This window comes from Amycolatopsis sp. NPDC051372 (assembly GCF_040682095.1).
Lineage (GTDB): Bacteria > Actinomycetota > Actinomycetes > Mycobacteriales > Pseudonocardiaceae > Amycolatopsis.
In genome coordinates this window covers 240,223-255,603 of the sequence record NZ_JBFBAF010000007.1, presented here as the reverse complement: position 1 = coordinate 255,603, position 15,381 = coordinate 240,223, and the positions used below count along the sequence as shown (strand labels likewise).

The window sequence follows — 15,381 nt, the reverse complement described above, 5'->3', positions numbered from 1 at the left end:
ACCAGTCACACGAAAGCCGAGCCGTCTCCGTTCACCGCAGTGACCCGATTCACCTCTGGCATGTCCACAGTGGACGACTTGATGTGATGTGTGCCGCTGCAAGGGGTTCCGGTCGAACCTGGCACCACGGCGCTACGTGGTTCCGGGTGGGGGAGTCGCGAAGGAGAAGGGTGGAAACCGTGAAAAACCTCAGGATTCTAGCGATCGCGGGTACCGCGGCCGCGGCGATGGCCGGATTGGCCGCGTGCGGGAGCGGCAGCATGGCCACCTCGGCGCCCCCGCCGGCCGGTGCTCAAGCGCCCGCCTCCTCGGCGGCCGCGCCCGCGACGGTGGGCGAGGCGAACACCTCACTCGGGACGGTTCTCACGAACGCCAAGGGGTTCACGCTCTACACGTTCGACGAAGACAAGCCCGGCATGTCGGCGTGCACCGACAGCGGGTGCAAGTCGCTCTGGCCGCCGATCACCGGCCCGGCGCAGCCCGCGAACGGCGTGAGCCTGCCCGGGCAGCTCGCCACGTTCACCCGCTCCGACGGTATCCAGCAGGCGACCTTCAACGGGAAGCCCGTCTACACCTACGCCCAGGACAGCGCCCCCGGGCAGACGAAGGGTGACGGCGTGCTGGGCACTTGGCACGCACTGGTGGTCACCCCGGGCGGGGTCGCGCCGGCGACCACGACAAACGGCACGGGCACGGCCGGCGGAGTATCCGGCTACTGATCGCTCATCGGGGGGCCCTGGCTCGGCCCGGCGTGCGTCGCGCCGAGCCAGGCGGGTACCCGTTCGCGGCCTAGGCGAGCGGCCCGCCCACGCCGAACGCCAGGTGTGCGAAGCGTTCGCCGACGCGCTGGTGGGTCTCGGCATCCGGGTGCAGGGCGTCGGGCAGGGGCAGCTCCGCGAAGTCCTGCTCGCCGTAGAGGGCCAGGCCGTCGAGCAGGTGCAGGTTCGGGTCGTCGCCGCGCTGCGCGACGACCCGAGCGAGCTCTTCCCGGATGACCTTCAACGTCAGCTTGCCCGGGCCGGGTTCGCCGGTCGCGCGGAAGCGGACCACGCCGTCGTCCTCGAAGACCGGGGCGCCGGGGCCGGGGGTGTCCTCGTGGATCGGGCACAGCAGCGGCGAGACCACCAGCAGCGGCGTGGTCGGGTGGCCGGCGCGGATCGTGTCGAGGAACCCGTGCACGGCGGGGCCGAACGCGCGCAGCCGCATGAGGTCGGCGTTGACGATGTTGATGCCGAGCTTCACACTCACGACGTCGGCCGGGGTGTCGCGCATGACCTGCGCGGTGAACGGATCCAGCAGCGCGCTGCCGCCGAAGCCCAGGTTGGTCAGCTCCACGCCCGCGTGCCTCGCGGCCACCGCCGGCCACGTCGTGGTGGGGCTCGCCGCGCCCGAGCCCTGGCTGATGGAGCTGCCGTGGTGCAGCCACATCCGCCGGCCGTCGGGGTTCGCCGCGCTGGCCGGCGCGTCGGCCCGCAGCTCGACGAGCGTGGTGAGCTCGTTGTGCGGCAACCAGATCTCGACGTCCTTGACCCGCGCGGGCAGCCCGGCGAACCGCACCGCGCCCGGCTCGCCGCGGCGCACCTCGGTGCCGCCGGTCGTCATGTCGACGAGGAACTCGTCCCCGCCGCCGACCGTTCCCGCGCCGACGGGAGCGCCGTCGACGAACAGCTCGTACACCCCGTCGGGCCGCGCCGCCGCGCCGACGTAGGACACCTTGGTGCGCACCGCGTCCAGCTCCACCACGGTCGCCGCGGTCCGGAACACCAGCCGCACCCCGGAGGGCTGCGCCTCCACCATGGCCAGCTGCGCGTCCCCCCGTGCCCTCGCCCACGCGGGCAACCGGTGCGGCACCAGGCCGCGCTCGGTGCGCTCGAGCTCCAGGGCGCCGCGGACGACATCGGGCAAGTCGATCATGTGCACGAGCCCAGTCTGGCCGCCGCGGCCGCGGTGCGCACGGTGTTTTCGAGGGCAGCGCAGTCAGTGCTGGATCAGCCCCAGCTCCCCGAACAGCCCCTTCGCCCAGTCCAGCGCCGTCGGCAGGTCGTCCCACTGGCGGTCCTGCTCGGTGAGGTACGGGAACACATACGGATCCGTCACCTCGGCCGGCAGGTCGTCCGGCCGGCAGTCGCAGGCGATGCCGAAGTTGTGGTCGTTGACGGTCTGCGCGACCGCCGCCGGTTGCGCGTCCCAGACGCCGAACCAGAGGCGGCGCAGCATCGCGGGGTGGGCGACGCCGAAGATCAGGCGGCCGACGTCGAGCGGTTCTCCGGCCGAGATCACCCGGGCGACCGCGTGCGTGCGCAGCTTCTTGCGGGCAATGGTGAACGTTCCGGTGAAGCCGGACCAGATCTCGACACTGTGGCCCGCGTCGATGATCGCCGCGCACAGGGTCACGAGCGCCAGGCCTCGGTTGATGATCACGTCGTGGGCGATGCGGTTGGAGTAGGCGGCCGGGATGAGGAAGGTGACGACCTTGCCGCGGCGGGAAACCTGGCGGGGCAAGGCGTCGACCATGCACTCGGGCACCCCGGAGAGGTACGCGCCGATGTCGACCTCGCTGCCGGTGACGTCCCACGACGGCTCCAGCTCGGTCACCTGGTGGCCGAGGCCCGCGCCGGCGCGCAGCTCGTCGACGGTGATGCCGGCTTCCTCCAGGGCGACCGGCCAGCCGTCGACGGCCAGCCGCAGCGCCTCCTCCCACGTCGCGCCCGGCCAGTCGGTGCCGGTCTCCCGGCTGCCCGGCGCGTCGATCGTGGGTGAGGCCGTGGCGGCTTCGACGAACTCGTGCCACGACAGCATCGGCGGCAAGCACTCGGGCAGCACGGCGTCAGTCCAGCCCGAGCGCCGCGCGGTGCGCGTCGGACAGTCCGCGGATCACGCGCCACTGCATGACCTGCTCCATGGTCGCGCCGGCTTCCAGCAGCTTCGCGCCGTCGATGCTGGCGCGTGGCGAGAGGATCACGGGGAGCTTCTTGGCCAGCGCCGTCGCGCGCAGCTCGTGGATCGACGCCACCAGCTCCTCCACCTCGTCCGGGTGCGAAGGTGCGTGCCGCAGCGCGACGCGTTCCTCCAGGCCCTCGTCGATGGGCACGTCGAGGACCACGAACCGGTCCAGCGTGGCCGAGTCGAGCGTCTGGCGGCCGACGTACTGGCGGTCGCCGCCGGTGCCGTAGGTGTTGCCGGTGGCCACGAGCCGGAAGTCGGCGTGCGCGGTGACCATGCGGTCGGCGAAGGCGCACACGCCCAGCGCGAGCGCCTGGTTGAGCTCGGCCAGCAGGCCGGGGTGGCCGTTGTCGAGCTCGTCGAGCAGCATCACGCCGCCGTGCTCGAACGCGCGGCGGAACGGCGTGTCGTGGTAGTGGCCGTTGGCGTCGTAGTAGCCGAACACCTTGCTCATCGGGGTGGTGGGGCCCAGCGAAAGCGCCTGGAACTGCAGGCCCAGCGCCTGCGCCGCGTGCTTGGCCAGCATGGACTTGCCGGTGCCCGCGGGACCGACGAGCAGCACGTGGCAGCGCGCGTGCAGCGCGACCAGCACCTCCGGCAGCACGGAGTGGGTGTCCTCGGCCAGCTCGATCGGCTTGCCCTGCGGCAGCACTACCGACACGACGGTCGGCGAATACCGGGCGAGCTCCTTCTCAGCCGCCGCTTGCACGGCCGAGCGGACGCGCGCCAGGGCCACGGCCGACACGCGCTCGACGAGGTCGGGTTTGGCCTGCCGCGCCACTTCGGCCACGGCCTTCTCGATCGTGCCGGACAGCGCGGCCGTCGCTTCGTGCAGCAGGTGCTCGCGGGCCTCGCCGAGATCGGGCGTGGCCTTCGCGATGGCCTCGCGGGCGAGGTCCGGCAGCACCGTGCGCCGAAGCTGGTCGGCGAGCGTGGTCCGCAGCTCGGCGGTGGCCTGTGCCACGGCTTCGCCCACGGTCTTGGCGGTCTGCTCGCGCAGGGCTTCGGCTACCTCCGGCGTGGCCGTGGACACCAGCTTCGCGCGCATGGACTCGACGTCGGGCGTTGCCGCCTGCACCGCGCGCTCGGCCAGCTCCGGCAGCAGCTGCGCCGACGTGGTCTCCACCGCTTCGGCCGCCGACGCGCGCAGCGTGTCCCGCAGCGCGAGCTCCACCGACGCCTGGGCCTCGGCCAGGTCTGGCGTCGCGTCGGCGACCGCGGCCCGCGCGAGCGGGGGCAGCAGGCCCTCGGCGTGGCGGCGGATCGTCTCGGGCAGGCGCGCGTGCACCTCGCGGTCGATGCCCCAGTACATCGCGGCCTGGGTGAACATCGACCGCGCCACGGCCTCGGAGATCTGGGCGATCTCGGCTTTCTGGCTGTCCCGCACTGCCTCTCCCCGCTTTCCGCGTTGCTCTGCGAAGACGGTAAGAGCGCACGAGCGGGAGGGGTCCCGGATGGCCGCTTCCGGCCGTTCAGCCGTCCCAGACCGTGGCGCCCTGACGCACCACGGTGACCGGCGCCGGCTCGGCAACCGGCCACAGGTCCACGACGTAGCGGAAGTGCTCGCCGTACTCGTGCTCGTTCCACGTCACGGCCGGCGGGCCACTCTCCACATAGGACACCCGCACGCGGTAATGGCCGGGCGCGAGCTCCAGCACGCGCTCCTGGCCCGGGTAGTCGGCCGGACCGGCGAGCGTCACGTTCCCGCCCGCCACGGCCAGGTCGGCCTCGACCACGTGCTCGGCGTCGGCGAGCACGGCCGGCGGGCCGGGGTGCACGGCGACGTCCACCTCGACCAGGTCGGAGCGCGCGGTGGCGATCGCGAGCGACGACGGCTCCACCGCGATCCGGTGCGAGTTCACCGCCTCGTCGGACCACCCACCGTCGCCGGGGACCCAGGCGGTGTTGTCCCGCAACGAGAACTGACGCTGATCGGCATGGACCACGAGACGCACGAGACCCCACGGTAGACCCTGGACAGGGGGTCACCCGAAATGGTATCGACGCGCGGTTTAGCGTTGAGCCCATGACCACTGCTCCCGTCGACGTCGACACCGCCCGTCGCGACTACGCGGCGCTCGTCGAGCGCGGCCTCTCCCTGGACATCACCCGCGGCAAGCCGTCCCCCCGGCAGCTCGACCTCTCCGCGGGCCTGCTCACGCTGCCCAACGGCGAGTACAAGGCCGAAGACGGCACCGACACGCGCAACTACGGCGGCCTCAAGGGCCTGACCGAGCTGCGCCGGATCTTCGCCGGCGCGCTGCAGGTCCCCGTCGACCAGCTGCTCGCGGCCGGCAACTCGAGCCTCGAGCTCATGCACGACACCGTGGTGCAGGCGCTGCTGAGCACGCTGCCGGGCGGCGAGCGCCGCTGGGCCGACGAGCCGCGCATCGCGATGCTGTGCCCGGTGCCCGGCTACGACCGCCACTTCGCGCTCGCCGAGCGCTTCGGCATCGAGCTGATCCAGGTCCCGATGACCGACGACGGCCCGGACATGGACGTGGTCGAGCGCCTCGTGGCCGAGGACGTCGGCATCAAGGGCATCTGGTGCGTGCCCAAGTACTCGAACCCGACCGGCGTCACCTTCTCCGACGAGGTTGCCCGCCGCCTGGCCGCGATGCCCACGGCCGCGCCGGACTTCCGTATCTTCTGGGACAACGCCTACGCCGTGCACCACCTCACGGACACCGAGGTCGAGGTCGCCGACGTCCTGGCGCTGTGCGCCGAGGCCGGCAACGCCGACCGCGCGTTCGTGTTCGGCTCCACCTCGAAGATCACGCTCGCCGGCGCCGGCGTCGGATTCTTCGGCTCGTCGCCCGCCAACATCGCGTGGTGGTCGGGTGTGCTCGCCAAGCGCACGATCGGCCCGGACAAGGTCAACCAGCTGCGCCACGCGATGTTCCTCAAGGACGCCGACGGCGTGCGCGCCCACATGCGCAAGCACGCGGAGATCATCGCGCCGAAGTTCGCGGCCGTCGACCGCATCCTCACCGAGGAGCTCGGCGACTCGGGGTTGGGCACCTGGACCAAGCCGACCGGCGGGTACTTCATCTCGCTGACCGTGCCCGAGGGCACCGCCAAGGAGATCGTGCGCCTGGCCAAGGAGGCCGGCGTCGCGCTGACCCCGGCCGGGGCCACGCACCCGTACGGCGACGACCCGAAGGACGCGACGATCCGCATCGCCCCGACCTTCCCGGTGCTCGAAGAGGTCGAAGAGGCCGTGCGCGCGCTCGTCGTGTGCTTGCGCCTCGCTGTCGCCCAGACCGCCTGAGCCACCCGTGCCACCGCCGCCCGGTACGGTCGGCGGTGGCACGGACTCGGCTCCAGGGGGATTTCGATGCGCGTTCTCATCGCCGGCGGTGGCGTCGCGGGCACGGTCACGGCGATGGCGCTGCAGCGCGCCGGCCACGAGCCCGTAGTCTTCGAGGCTTACCCCTCCGGCGGAGCCGACGCCGGTGCGTTCCTCACGGTGATGCACAACGGCATGGACGCGCTGAAGGCGATCGACGCCGATGGCCCCGTGAACGAAGCGTCGTTCGCCGCGCTCGGCGTCGAACTCGTTGGGCCGGACGGCACGACGATGGGCACGCGCGAGTTCGACACCGGTGAGCTCGCCGGGCCGCGCACGCTCACTCGCGCCGCGTTCTACCGCGCGCTCCAGGAAGAAGCCGGCCGCCGCGGGATCACCGTGGAGCACGGCCGCCGCCTGGTCTCCGCCGAACCAGTCTCCGCCGAAACCGGTGCGTCCGGCGTGGTCGCCACGTTCGCCGACGGGTCCACCGCGACCGGCGACGTGCTCGTGGGCGCCGACGGCGTGCGCTCCGAGGTCCGCACCTTCATCGACCCGGACGCCGACCGCCCCCGCTTCACGGGCCTCACCGTGGTTTACGGCTACACCCGCGCCGAGGGCCTGCCTGTCGCACCCGGCATATACCGCATGATCCGTGGCAGCCGCGCGGCCTTCGGCTTCACCACCGCGCACGACGGCGCCACCTTCTGGTTCGCCCGCATACCCGACACCGAACGCCCGCGCGACGAGATTGCCGCCGTCACGCCGGCCGGCTGGCGCGAGTTCGCCCACGCGGCCTTCGACGGCGACCCGCTGCCGTGCGCCGACATCGTGGCCGCGACCGGCGACGACGTCTTCGGCGGCCACTCCTACGACGTGCCCACCACCCGGGTCTGGTCCACCGACACGATGGTGCTCGTCGGGGACGCGGCCCACGCGGCTTCGCCGGCCGCCGGGCAGGGTGCGTCGATGGCGCTGGAGGACAGCGTGGTGCTCGCGCTGTGCCTGCGCGACCTGCCGGACGCGCCTTCCGCGTTCGCCGCCTACGAGAAGCTGCGGCGCACCCGCGTGGAGAAACTCGTGGCGGCCAGCGCGGGCCAGGACGTCGGCGAGGAGCGCGGCTGGCTGTACGACCACCACATCGACTGGAACGAGCGAATCACAGTCTGATTCGCCGGTGGACGGCGCCGCGGATGGCTACGATCCGGCGCATGACCCAACCCGCACCCCCCATGCAGTTCCCGATCATGCTGTCCACGATGAACGATCTGCCCGGTTATCGCGTGGTTCGCGTGTTCGGCGAGGTTTTCGGCCTGACCGTGCGCAGCCGCAACATGTTCTCCAACCTCGGCGCCGGCTTCAAGGCCATGGCGGGCGGTGAACTCAAGGGCCTGTCGAAGCTGCTGTCCGACTCGCGCTACGAGGCGCTGGGCCGACTCTCGCAGGAAGCCATGGCGCACGGGGCCAACGCCGTGCTCGCGCTGCGCTTCGACTGCAACGAGATCGCCCAGACCGCCAGCGAGATCGCCGCCTACGGCACGGCCGTGTACGTGGTGCCCGACGGTGCGCCGCAGCAGCCCGGCCAGCAGCAGGCTCAGCACGCTCCGCAGCAGCCGCAGGGTCAGCCCCAGTACCAGCAGCAGCAACAGCAGCAGGGCTTCCCGCAGAACTGACCCGACCGACGATTTCCGCCGTGGCGCACGGGGGACCCGAACGCCACGGCGGTTCCCGTCCGTTTCATCTCTTGTAGAGCGCCTCGATGTCGGACGCGTAGTTCTTGCTCACCACGTTGCGCTTGAGCTTCAGCGAGGGCGTGATCTCGCCGCTCGCCTCGGTGAAGTCCTTGGCCAGCACGGTGAACTTCTTGATCGCCTCGGCGTGCGACACCTGCCTGTTGGCCTCGTCGACCGCCGTCTGGATCTCCTTGAGCAGGTCCGCGTCGGCCGCCAGGTCGGAGACGGTGGCCTGCGCGGGCTTGCCGTGCTGGGTCTTCCAGGACGGGAAGAACTCCTCGTCGATGGTGACCAGCGCGGCGATGAACGGCCGCTGGTCGCCGACCACCATGGCCTGGCTGATCAGCGGCGAGGCCTTCATCGTGTCCTCGAGGCCCGACGGCGCGACGTTCTTGCCGCCGGCCGTCACGATGATCTCCTTCTTGCGGCCGGTGATCTTGAGGAAGCCCTCGCCGTCCAGCTCGCCCAGGTCGCCGGTGTGGAACCAGCCGTCGGTGAGTGCTTCGGCGGTCGCCTGCGGGTTGTTGTAGTACGCGCCGAACACGACGCTGCCCTTGAGCAGGATCTCGCCGTCGTCGGCGATGCGCACCGAGGTGCCCGCCACGGGCTTGCCGACGGTGCCCACGCGGAACGCCGTCTTGGCGCTGACGGCTGCCGCGGCCGAGGTCTCGGTGAGGCCGTAGCCCTCGAACACCGGCACGCCGATGCCGCGGAAGAAGTGGGCCAGGCGCACGCCCAGCGGAGCGCCGCCGGACACCGCGGCGACACAGCGGCCGCCCAGCGCCGCGCGCAGCTTGCTGTACACGAGCTTGTCGAACACGAGGTGCTTGGCGCGCAGCCCGAACGAGACGCTGCCCTTGTCCGTCGCCTCGCTGTACTCGACCGCGGTGGCCTCGGCGGCGTCGAAGATCTTGCCCTTGCCCTCGCTGTGGGCCTTCTGCTTGGCCGAGTTGTAGACCTTCTCGAACACGCGCGGCACGGCGACCACGAACGTCGGCCGGAACGTGCCGAGGTCCGCGACGAGGTTCTTCACGTCCGGCGTGTGGCCCAGCGTCACGCGGGCCGACAGCGCGGTCACGGCGATCGCACGGGCCAGGATGTGAGCCAGCGGCAGGAAGCACAGCAGCGAGTTGCCCTGCTCCATGAGTTCGGGGAACGCCTCGATGTCGGCGCGGATCTCGGCCAGCAGGTTGCGGTGCGTCAGCTCGACGCCCTTCGGCCGGCCCGTGGTGCCCGAGGTGTAGACGATCGTCGCCAGCTCGCCCGCGCTGACCTCGCGGCGGCGCGCGTGCAGGTTCTCGTCGGTGACCTCGGCGCCGAGCGCGGTGAGTTCGTCGACCGCGGGGGAGGCGCCTTCGATCTGCCAGGTGTGGCGCAGCGTGGTGAGCCGGTCGCGGATCGCGTCAACGGACTCGTGGTGGGTGCCGGCCTCCACCAGCACGGCCTTGGCGGCCGAGTCGGACAGGATCCAATGCACCTGCTCGGGTGACGACGTCTCGTAGATCGGCACGGTGACGGCGCCCGCGGCCCAGATCGCGAAGTCGATCAGCGTCCACTCGTAGCGGGTCTTCGACATCAGCGCGACCCGGTCGCCGTGGCCGATGCCGGCGGCGATCAGGCCCTTGGCGACGGCCGCGACCTGGTCGGCGAAGTCCTTGGCCGTCACGTCCAGCCAGGTGCCCTCCACCTGCCGGCGGAAGCTCACGACGTCGGAGAACCGCTCGGCGTTCGCCCAGACGACGTCGGCCAGGTTCTCGTCGTCGGTCACCGGCTTCCCGGCGGGGGCGCTGTATTCGCGCACGTGGACCTCCGTGTTCGACGCGTGCGGGGTTACCCGCCGGTCAACTTAGCTTGCCGTAGACCTTAAGACCACGCCGCGCCGACCCGCCGCACGAGGTCGTGACATTCTGCGCCTGTGAACCCCGGACCACCCGCTCTCGATCTCGTGGACGAGACCTTCATCGTGGTGCCGCCGAGCACGATCGCCGCGGCGTTCGCCGACCCGGGCGCCTGGCGGCGGTACTGGCCGGACCTTTCCCTTCAGGTGTACACCGACCGTGGTGACAAGGGTTTGCGCTGGACCGTGACGGGTGCGCTCGTCGGTACGATGGAGGTCTGGCTGGAACCCGTGCTCGACGGCACCGTGCTGCACTACTTCCTGCGCGCGACGCCCGCCGGCCCCGGCGGTGCGCCGCGGACCCTGACTCCGCGTGAGCTGCGCCGGGAGTTCGACCGGCGGGCCCGCGCGGCGAAGCACCTCGCACTGGAGCTCAAGCGCGTCCTCGAGGACGGGCGCGAGCCCGGGATCCCGCCGCGGGCCGAAGACCTTGAGACCACCGACCTCGAGGCCACTGACTAGGAGGGTCTTGTGCGGGTTCACGTCGTTTCGGACGTGCACGGCAATGCCGACGCGCTGAAGCGGGCGGGTGACGGGGCCGACGCGCTGGTCGTGCTCGGCGACCTGCTGGACTTCGTCGACTACCGCGAGCACGACAAGGGAATCATGGGCGCCCTGTTCGGCGCGGAGAAGGTGGCGCAGTTCGCGCGCCTGCGTCGCGAGGGCACCCGCGACGAGACCGTGGCCTACTCGCGCACGCTGTGGGCCACGCTCGACGACCCGGCCGCGGCCGTGGACGAGGCGATGCGAGAGCAGTACGCCACGCTCTTCGCCTCGATGACCGCGCCGACCTACGCCACGCCCGGCAACGTCGACTCGCCCGACCTGTGGCCGGAGTTCGTCGGCGACGGTGTGCAGGTGCTCGACGGCGAGGTCACCACGATCGGCGGCCTGCGGTTCGGGTTCGTCGGGGGAGCGGTGCTGCCCGAAGGCGTGGTGCCGCGGCCGCGCAAGGGCGCCGCATGGCGGCCCTACCTGCGGGCCCGTGAGGAGTTCGACGAGGGCGTTGCCAAGCTGTCGGGCGTCGACGTGCTCTGCACGCACATCCCCCCGGCGGTGGCCGAGCTGACCTACGACGTGGTCGCGCGGCGCGCCGAGCTGGGCTCGCGGTCGCTGCTGGAGCTCATCCGCGAGCAGCGGCCGCGCTGGTCGGTGTTCGGCCATGTGCACCAGCCGCTGGCCTCGCGGCGGCGGCTCGGTTACACCGAGTGCCGTAACGTGGGTCACTTCAAGGAGACCGGGCAGCCGTACGTGCTGCGCTGGTGACGCGGCTCTCCGGCTACGCTTCGTCCCATGGCCGAGCAGTCCACGCAGTCCATCGAGGTCGACGCCGAGCCCCAACGGGTGATGACGGTGATCGCCGACTTCCCCGCGTACCCGGAGTGGGCCAAGGCCGTCCAGGAGGTCGAGGTGCTGGGCACCGACGACGCCGGGCGGGCCAAACAGGTGAAGCTGACCCTGGACGCCGGGCCGATCAAGGACGTCTACACGCTCGAGTACGACTGGGACGTGACCGGGCTCGGCGTGAGCTGGCACCTGGTCAAGGGCCAGATGCAGAAGGCGCAGAACGGCCGCTACGCACTCGAAGCGCTGCGTGACGGGCGCACGAAGGTCACCTACACGCTCTCGGTGGAGCTGGCGCTGCCGATGATCGGCCTGCTCCGGCGCAAGGCCGAGAAGATGGTGATGGACACGGCGCTCAAGGAGCTGAAGCGACGGGCCGAAGGCTAGGCGACATGCGGATCCTGCTGTTCACCGGCAAGGGGGGTGTCGGGAAGACCACGCTCGCCGCGGCCACCGCCACCGCCCTGGCCGGGCGCGGCAGGAAGACCCTCGTGGTCTCCACCGACCCGGCGCACTCCCTCGGCGACGCGTTCGGCGCGGCGCTGGGCGCGGAACCGTCCGAAGTGGACGTGCGCCGAGACGGCTCCCCGGCGGGCCTGTGGGCCGCGCAGGTCGACTCCCGTGCGCTTGCCGACCGGACCTGGCACGAGCTGCGCGACCAGCTGCGGACGCTGTTGGCCGGCGCCGGGCTCGAGACGCTCGACGCCGAGGAGCTGACCGTGCTCCCGGGTGTCGACGAGCTGCTCGCCCTCGGCGAGGTGCAGCGCCTGGCCGGGCACGGGCCGTGGGACACGGTGGTGGTCGACTGCGGTCCGACCGCCGAGACGCTGCGCCTGCTGGCCTTGCCCGAGGCCGTCGCGGGGTACCTGAACAAGACGCACGGCCGGCGTGGTCGCGTCGCCGCCGTGCGGCGCCTCGGCGCGCACCTGGACTCGCTGCGCGAGCTGCTCACCGACCCAACCACCACCGTGCGGCTGGTCCTCACGCCGGAGCGCGTGGTGGTCGCCGAGACTCGCCGCACGCTCACGTCGCTGGCCCTGCGCGGAATCGCCGTAGACGGGCTGATCGCCAACCGCCTGATGCCCGCGCCCGGGTTCTGGCGCGGTTCGGCGGCCACCTGGCTGCGCACACGGCGCGCCCAGCAGGACGCCGTGCTGGCCGAGCTCGCGGCCGCCGGGTTCGGGCCGGCCGACCTCGCGCGCGTCGAGCACCGGGCGAGTGAACCGGTGGGCGCCGAGGCGCTCGCCGAGCTGGCGCGTGAGCTCTACGGCACGCGGGATCCCTTGTCCGGCACCGGAAAGCCCGTGACGCCGCTGCTGCAGGTGACGCCGGAGGCCGACGGCTTCCGGCTGCGTGTCGCGATCCCGCTGCAGCAGGAGGCCGACGTGGACCTCGCCCGCGTCGACGACGACCTGGCGATCACCGTGGACGGCTTCCGCAGGCTGATCGCCCTGCCGGAGACGCTGCGGCCGTGCCGAATCACCGGCGCGGAATCCGATGCGGGCGGCCTGGTCATCAGCCTGGCCGGGGACCGGGGTCGCGCGTGAGCGAACAGGACGAGCCCGGGTACGCGGCCGAAGGCCTGCGGCTGGCCGAGGAGATCCGCCTGCTGGTGGAGCTGGTGGTCGAGCGGGCCGCGCCGTGGCTGGAAGGGCTGATGGCCGCCGGGCACGGCCGCGATGAGGTCCACGAGCCGTCCCACGACACCGAGCCGGGTGCCGCGGGGACTGCGGGGTTTTCGGGGTGTGACTGGTGCCCGTTGTGTGCGATCGTCGCCGTCGTGCGAGGTGAACGGCCGGAGTTCGCCGCCCGGCTGCTGGAGCAGGCGGCGCAGCTGGTGGCGTTGCTGCGGGCGGTGCTCGCGGACCGCTGGGAGCCCGACGAGGGTGTGCACATGCCGGGCTTCACGCCCGCGCCCAGACCTGCGCCCAGCCCCAGGGACGCCACCGTGCCCGCGGACGACCCGGGAGCCGCCGCCCGGGTGCAGCACATCGCCGTCCGCAAGCGGGAAGACTGGCGGCCGGAGCAGGAGAACTGAGTGCTGACGATAGGGGTGGACGTCGGCGGCACGAGCGTGCGCGCCGGTGTGGTGGACGAGCGGGGATCGCTCCTGGACACCGCACGCGTCGGGACACCGAGTGAGGAAAACGCGCTTGAGGATGCCATCGCCGGCGTCGTCGAGGACCTGCGCAACCGCCACGACGTCGCGGCCGTGGGCCTGGCCGTGGCCGGGTTCGTGGCGCGCGACCGCCGGTCGGTGATGTTCGCGCCGCACCTCGCCTGGCGCGACGCGCCGGTGGCCGATCGCATCGAGAAGCGCGTGGGCCTGCCGGTGACGCTGGAGCACGACGTGAACTCGGCCGTGGTCGGCGAGCATCGCTTCGGCGCGGCCCGCGGCGCACAGGTGGCGGCGCTGGTCGCGCTCGGCACCGGCATCGGCGCCGGGCTGCTGCTCGACGGCGAGATCTACCGCGGCGCCTACGGCGTCGCCCCCGAACTGGGCCACCTGACCGTGGTACCGGGCGGGCGCGCGTGCCCGTGCGGCAAGTACGGCTGCTGGGAGCGCTACTGCAGCGGCACGGCGCTGGCCGCCACCGCCGTCGAGCTGCTCGCTCGCTACCCGGGCCGCTCCACGGTCCTTTCGCGCGAGGTCGCGGGCGACCCGGGTTCGGTCACGGGCCGCCGCGTCGCCGGCGCCGCCCGCGACGGCGACCCCATCGCGCTGCGGGCGATGGCCGAGCTGGCCAAGTGGCTGGGCGAGGGCCTGGCGCTGGTCGCGGACGTGTTCGACCCCGAGATCATCGTGATCGGCGGCGGCGTTTCCGAGTCGGCGCCCCTGTTCCTCGACGAGGCGCGTGAGCACTACGCGGGCGCCATCACCGGCGCGCGGTACCGGCCGCTGGCCCGCATCCGCACCGCCCACCTCGGCGACGACACCGCCATCGTCGGCGCCGCGGCGCTGGCTCTCGACGCGGCCAAGGCACCGGTCGCCGAAGTCGCAGGCTAGACGCAAACGTGCCCCAGCACCGTCGGGATGCTGGGGCACGTTCACCGCATTGTCAGAACCGCTTTGTCAGAGGCGTTCCAGGAACGCCCGCCAGGCCTCCCCGCCGATCAGCAGGGAGCCGCCGTCGCGATCCTTGGAGTCGCGCACACCGGCCTGCTCGGAGAGCGTGCTCACCTCAACGCACTCTCCCTGTTGGCCGCTGTAGGACGACGTCCGCCAGACGAGCGTGCGCACCTCGACACACTGACCTTGCTGGCCGCTGTACGACGACGTCCGCCAAGTACCTTCGTTCATCCAGTCCGCTCCAACTCATCCGCGATCTTCGCGATGGCTCGCACAGAAGCGACAGCGCCCATCGCGTCACGGCGGATTCTCTCCGCCGCTTCGACGTAGTCTTTCACGTCTCGGGCATTGGTCAGGGTCGTCGAAGAGCGGTATTGCTCGACGTGGACCAAGGTTGCCGAGCTTGACCGGATGAGCACGAACCCGCCTTCTCTAGCGGGGTGGTAGCCCAGCCGGAATGGCAGTAGCTGAATGGAAATGTGCGGCATCTCGGCCACTTCGCAGAGGTCGCGCAGCTGCCTCACCGCCACATCGGGCGGACAGGCGGGATACCGGATCGCCTGCTCACCGAGCACCGTTTCGAACCGGAACCTCCCATCGAGGTACCGCTGCCTCCGGGCTGTCCGCAGTTCGAGCTTGCTGTCGATTTCGGACTCCGGCATCTTGCCGTCGACCATCATCACTCGGGTGTAGTCCGGGATCTGCAATGGTCCGGGAATCAAAGACGGTTGGTAAGCGAAGATGTCGTTCGCGACCGACTCGTACTCGGTGACCACGGCGAGGTCCCGGGCGATGCCGGGGATCAGCCAGTTCGGGTCCGCTCCGTCGCGGAAGAGGCGAAGCGCCTCGATGGTCTCTTCGCTCGTCGCACCGGTGACCGTCAAGGTGTGTTCGAGTTCGGCTTGCGCTTCGAAACCGAGTTCGCCGCGCTCTCGTCGCGAAATGTGCGAATGCGACCGGTTCACCAGAGCTGCCACCTGGGGCTGCGTTAGTCCGGCGCGCTTGCGAATCCTGCGCAACAACGCGCCGAGTTCCACTTGCCTGGGGGTCGCTCTTGTGCTGGGCATGCACAAATCGTAACAGCAGGTCTGCACCACAATCGGGT

The 15,381-nt window shown here is 71.5% G+C and carries 17 protein-coding genes; 10 read left to right on the top strand and 7 right to left on the bottom strand.

Annotation, left to right across the window (positions count from 1 at the left end; all coding sequences use genetic code 11):
- Window positions 1-170: 170 nt before the first annotated feature.
- The gene (locus tag AB0M56_RS13650; protein WP_364174798.1) at window positions 171-719 is read left to right on the top strand and encodes a hypothetical protein; all 549 of its coding nucleotides are present in this window, start codon (window positions 171-173) and stop codon (window positions 717-719) included.
- 70 nt (window positions 720-789) lie between these two features.
- On the opposite strand, the gene AB0M56_RS13645 is transcribed toward AB0M56_RS13650, so the two are convergent.
- From AB0M56_RS13645 to AB0M56_RS13630, 4 genes are all read right to left on the bottom strand, one after another.
- Window positions 790-1,914, bottom strand: coding sequence for a GDSL-type esterase/lipase family protein (locus AB0M56_RS13645; protein ID WP_364174951.1), 1,125 nt, complete (start codon window positions 1,912-1,914; stop codon window positions 790-792).
- Window positions 1,915-1,977: 63 nt separating this feature from the next.
- Window positions 1,978-2,823: a hypothetical protein gene (locus AB0M56_RS13640; protein ID WP_364174795.1), complete on the bottom strand. Its 846-nt coding sequence runs from the start codon at window positions 2,821-2,823 to the stop codon at window positions 1,978-1,980.
- A 4-nt stretch (window positions 2,824-2,827) separates the two neighbouring features.
- Entirely contained in the window at window positions 2,828-4,330 is a 1,503-nt protein-coding gene (locus AB0M56_RS13635; protein WP_364174792.1) for an AAA family ATPase, read from the bottom strand.
- A gap of 85 nt (window positions 4,331-4,415) precedes the next feature.
- Window positions 4,416-4,898, bottom strand: a complete 483-nt coding sequence (locus tag AB0M56_RS13630; RefSeq protein ID WP_364174789.1) for a hypothetical protein — start codon at window positions 4,896-4,898, stop codon at window positions 4,416-4,418.
- Between the two features lie 71 nt (window positions 4,899-4,969).
- Here AB0M56_RS13630 and AB0M56_RS13625 point away from each other — a divergent pair, with 71 nt between their 5' ends.
- The 3 genes from AB0M56_RS13625 (at window position 4,970) to AB0M56_RS13615 (ending at window position 7,905) form a co-directional block, all read left to right on the top strand.
- Window positions 4,970-6,214 carry an aminotransferase class I/II-fold pyridoxal phosphate-dependent enzyme gene (locus tag AB0M56_RS13625; protein ID WP_364174786.1) on the top strand — a complete coding sequence of 415 codons (1,245 nt, stop codon included), beginning with the start codon at window positions 4,970-4,972 and terminating at the stop codon, window positions 6,212-6,214.
- A 66-nt stretch (window positions 6,215-6,280) separates the two neighbouring features.
- Window positions 6,281-7,402, top strand: a complete 1,122-nt coding sequence (locus AB0M56_RS13620) for an FAD-dependent monooxygenase (RefSeq protein WP_364174783.1) — start codon at window positions 6,281-6,283, stop codon at window positions 7,400-7,402.
- Between the two features lie 41 nt (window positions 7,403-7,443).
- Window positions 7,444-7,905, top strand: coding sequence for a YbjQ family protein (locus AB0M56_RS13615; protein WP_364174780.1), 462 nt, complete (start codon window positions 7,444-7,446; stop codon window positions 7,903-7,905).
- Between the two features lie 64 nt (window positions 7,906-7,969).
- Here AB0M56_RS13615 and AB0M56_RS13610 read toward each other — a convergent pair whose 3' ends face one another.
- Complete coding sequence (locus tag AB0M56_RS13610) at window positions 7,970-9,766, bottom strand: long-chain fatty acid--CoA ligase (RefSeq protein WP_364174777.1); 1,797 nt, start codon at window positions 9,764-9,766, stop codon at window positions 7,970-7,972.
- A 114-nt stretch (window positions 9,767-9,880) separates the two neighbouring features.
- Here AB0M56_RS13610 and AB0M56_RS13605 point away from each other — a divergent pair, with 114 nt between their 5' ends.
- Genes AB0M56_RS13605 through AB0M56_RS13580 form a run of 6 tightly spaced genes read left to right on the top strand, consistent with a single transcriptional unit; the run spans window position 9,881 to window position 14,213 of the window.
- A complete protein-coding gene (locus AB0M56_RS13605) occupies window positions 9,881-10,324 on the top strand; it encodes a polyketide cyclase / dehydrase and lipid transport (RefSeq protein ID WP_364174774.1) in 444 nt (147 codons plus the stop codon).
- A gap of 9 nt (window positions 10,325-10,333) precedes the next feature.
- Window positions 10,334-11,128 carry a metallophosphoesterase gene (locus AB0M56_RS13600; protein ID WP_364174771.1) on the top strand — a complete coding sequence of 265 codons (795 nt, stop codon included), beginning with the start codon at window positions 10,334-10,336 and terminating at the stop codon, window positions 11,126-11,128.
- Between the two features lie 27 nt (window positions 11,129-11,155).
- On the top strand, window positions 11,156-11,593 hold the full coding sequence (locus tag AB0M56_RS13595) for an SRPBCC family protein (RefSeq protein ID WP_364174768.1): 438 nt from the start codon (window positions 11,156-11,158) through the stop codon (window positions 11,591-11,593).
- Window positions 11,594-11,598: 5 nt separating this feature from the next.
- A complete protein-coding gene (locus tag AB0M56_RS13590; protein ID WP_364174765.1) occupies window positions 11,599-12,753 on the top strand; it encodes an ArsA family ATPase in 1,155 nt (384 codons plus the stop codon).
- The gene (locus AB0M56_RS13585; RefSeq protein WP_364174762.1) at window positions 12,750-13,244 is read left to right on the top strand and encodes a hypothetical protein; all 495 of its coding nucleotides are present in this window, start codon (window positions 12,750-12,752) and stop codon (window positions 13,242-13,244) included. The genes AB0M56_RS13590 and AB0M56_RS13585 overlap by 4 nt, the downstream gene beginning before the upstream one ends.
- Window positions 13,245-13,259: 15 nt before the next feature.
- Complete coding sequence (locus AB0M56_RS13580) at window positions 13,260-14,213, top strand: ROK family protein (protein ID WP_285974727.1); 954 nt, start codon at window positions 13,260-13,262, stop codon at window positions 14,211-14,213.
- 66 nt (window positions 14,214-14,279) lie between these two features.
- Here AB0M56_RS13580 and AB0M56_RS13575 read toward each other — a convergent pair whose 3' ends face one another.
- Window positions 14,280-14,507, bottom strand: coding sequence for a DUF397 domain-containing protein (locus AB0M56_RS13575; protein ID WP_364174759.1), 228 nt, complete (start codon window positions 14,505-14,507; stop codon window positions 14,280-14,282).
- Window positions 14,504-15,313: a helix-turn-helix transcriptional regulator gene (locus AB0M56_RS13570; protein ID WP_364174757.1), complete on the bottom strand. Its 810-nt coding sequence runs from the start codon at window positions 15,311-15,313 to the stop codon at window positions 14,504-14,506. Before AB0M56_RS13570 ends, AB0M56_RS13575 begins: the two co-directional genes overlap by 4 nt.
- Between the last annotated feature and the right edge of the window lie 68 nt (window positions 15,314-15,381).

What these genes read in the sequence shown, in the direction of transcription:
- AB0M56_RS13645 (WP_364174951.1), bottom strand. Translation starts at nt 1,914, where the DNA reads ATGATCGACTTGCCCGATGTCGTCCGCGGCGCCCTGGAGCTCGAGCGC.
- AB0M56_RS13625 (WP_364174786.1), top strand. Translation starts at nt 4,970, where the DNA reads ATGACCACTGCTCCCGTCGACGTCGACACCGCCCGTCGCGACTACGCG.
- AB0M56_RS13620 (WP_364174783.1), top strand. Translation starts at nt 6,281, where the DNA reads ATGCGCGTTCTCATCGCCGGCGGTGGCGTCGCGGGCACGGTCACGGCG.
- AB0M56_RS13615 (WP_364174780.1), top strand. Translation starts at nt 7,444, where the DNA reads ATGACCCAACCCGCACCCCCCATGCAGTTCCCGATCATGCTGTCCACG.
- AB0M56_RS13595 (WP_364174768.1), top strand. Translation starts at nt 11,156, where the DNA reads ATGGCCGAGCAGTCCACGCAGTCCATCGAGGTCGACGCCGAGCCCCAA.
- AB0M56_RS13590 (WP_364174765.1), top strand. Translation starts at nt 11,599, where the DNA reads ATGCGGATCCTGCTGTTCACCGGCAAGGGGGGTGTCGGGAAGACCACG.
- AB0M56_RS13575 (WP_364174759.1), bottom strand. Translation starts at nt 14,507, where the DNA reads ATGAACGAAGGTACTTGGCGGACGTCGTCGTACAGCGGCCAGCAAGGT.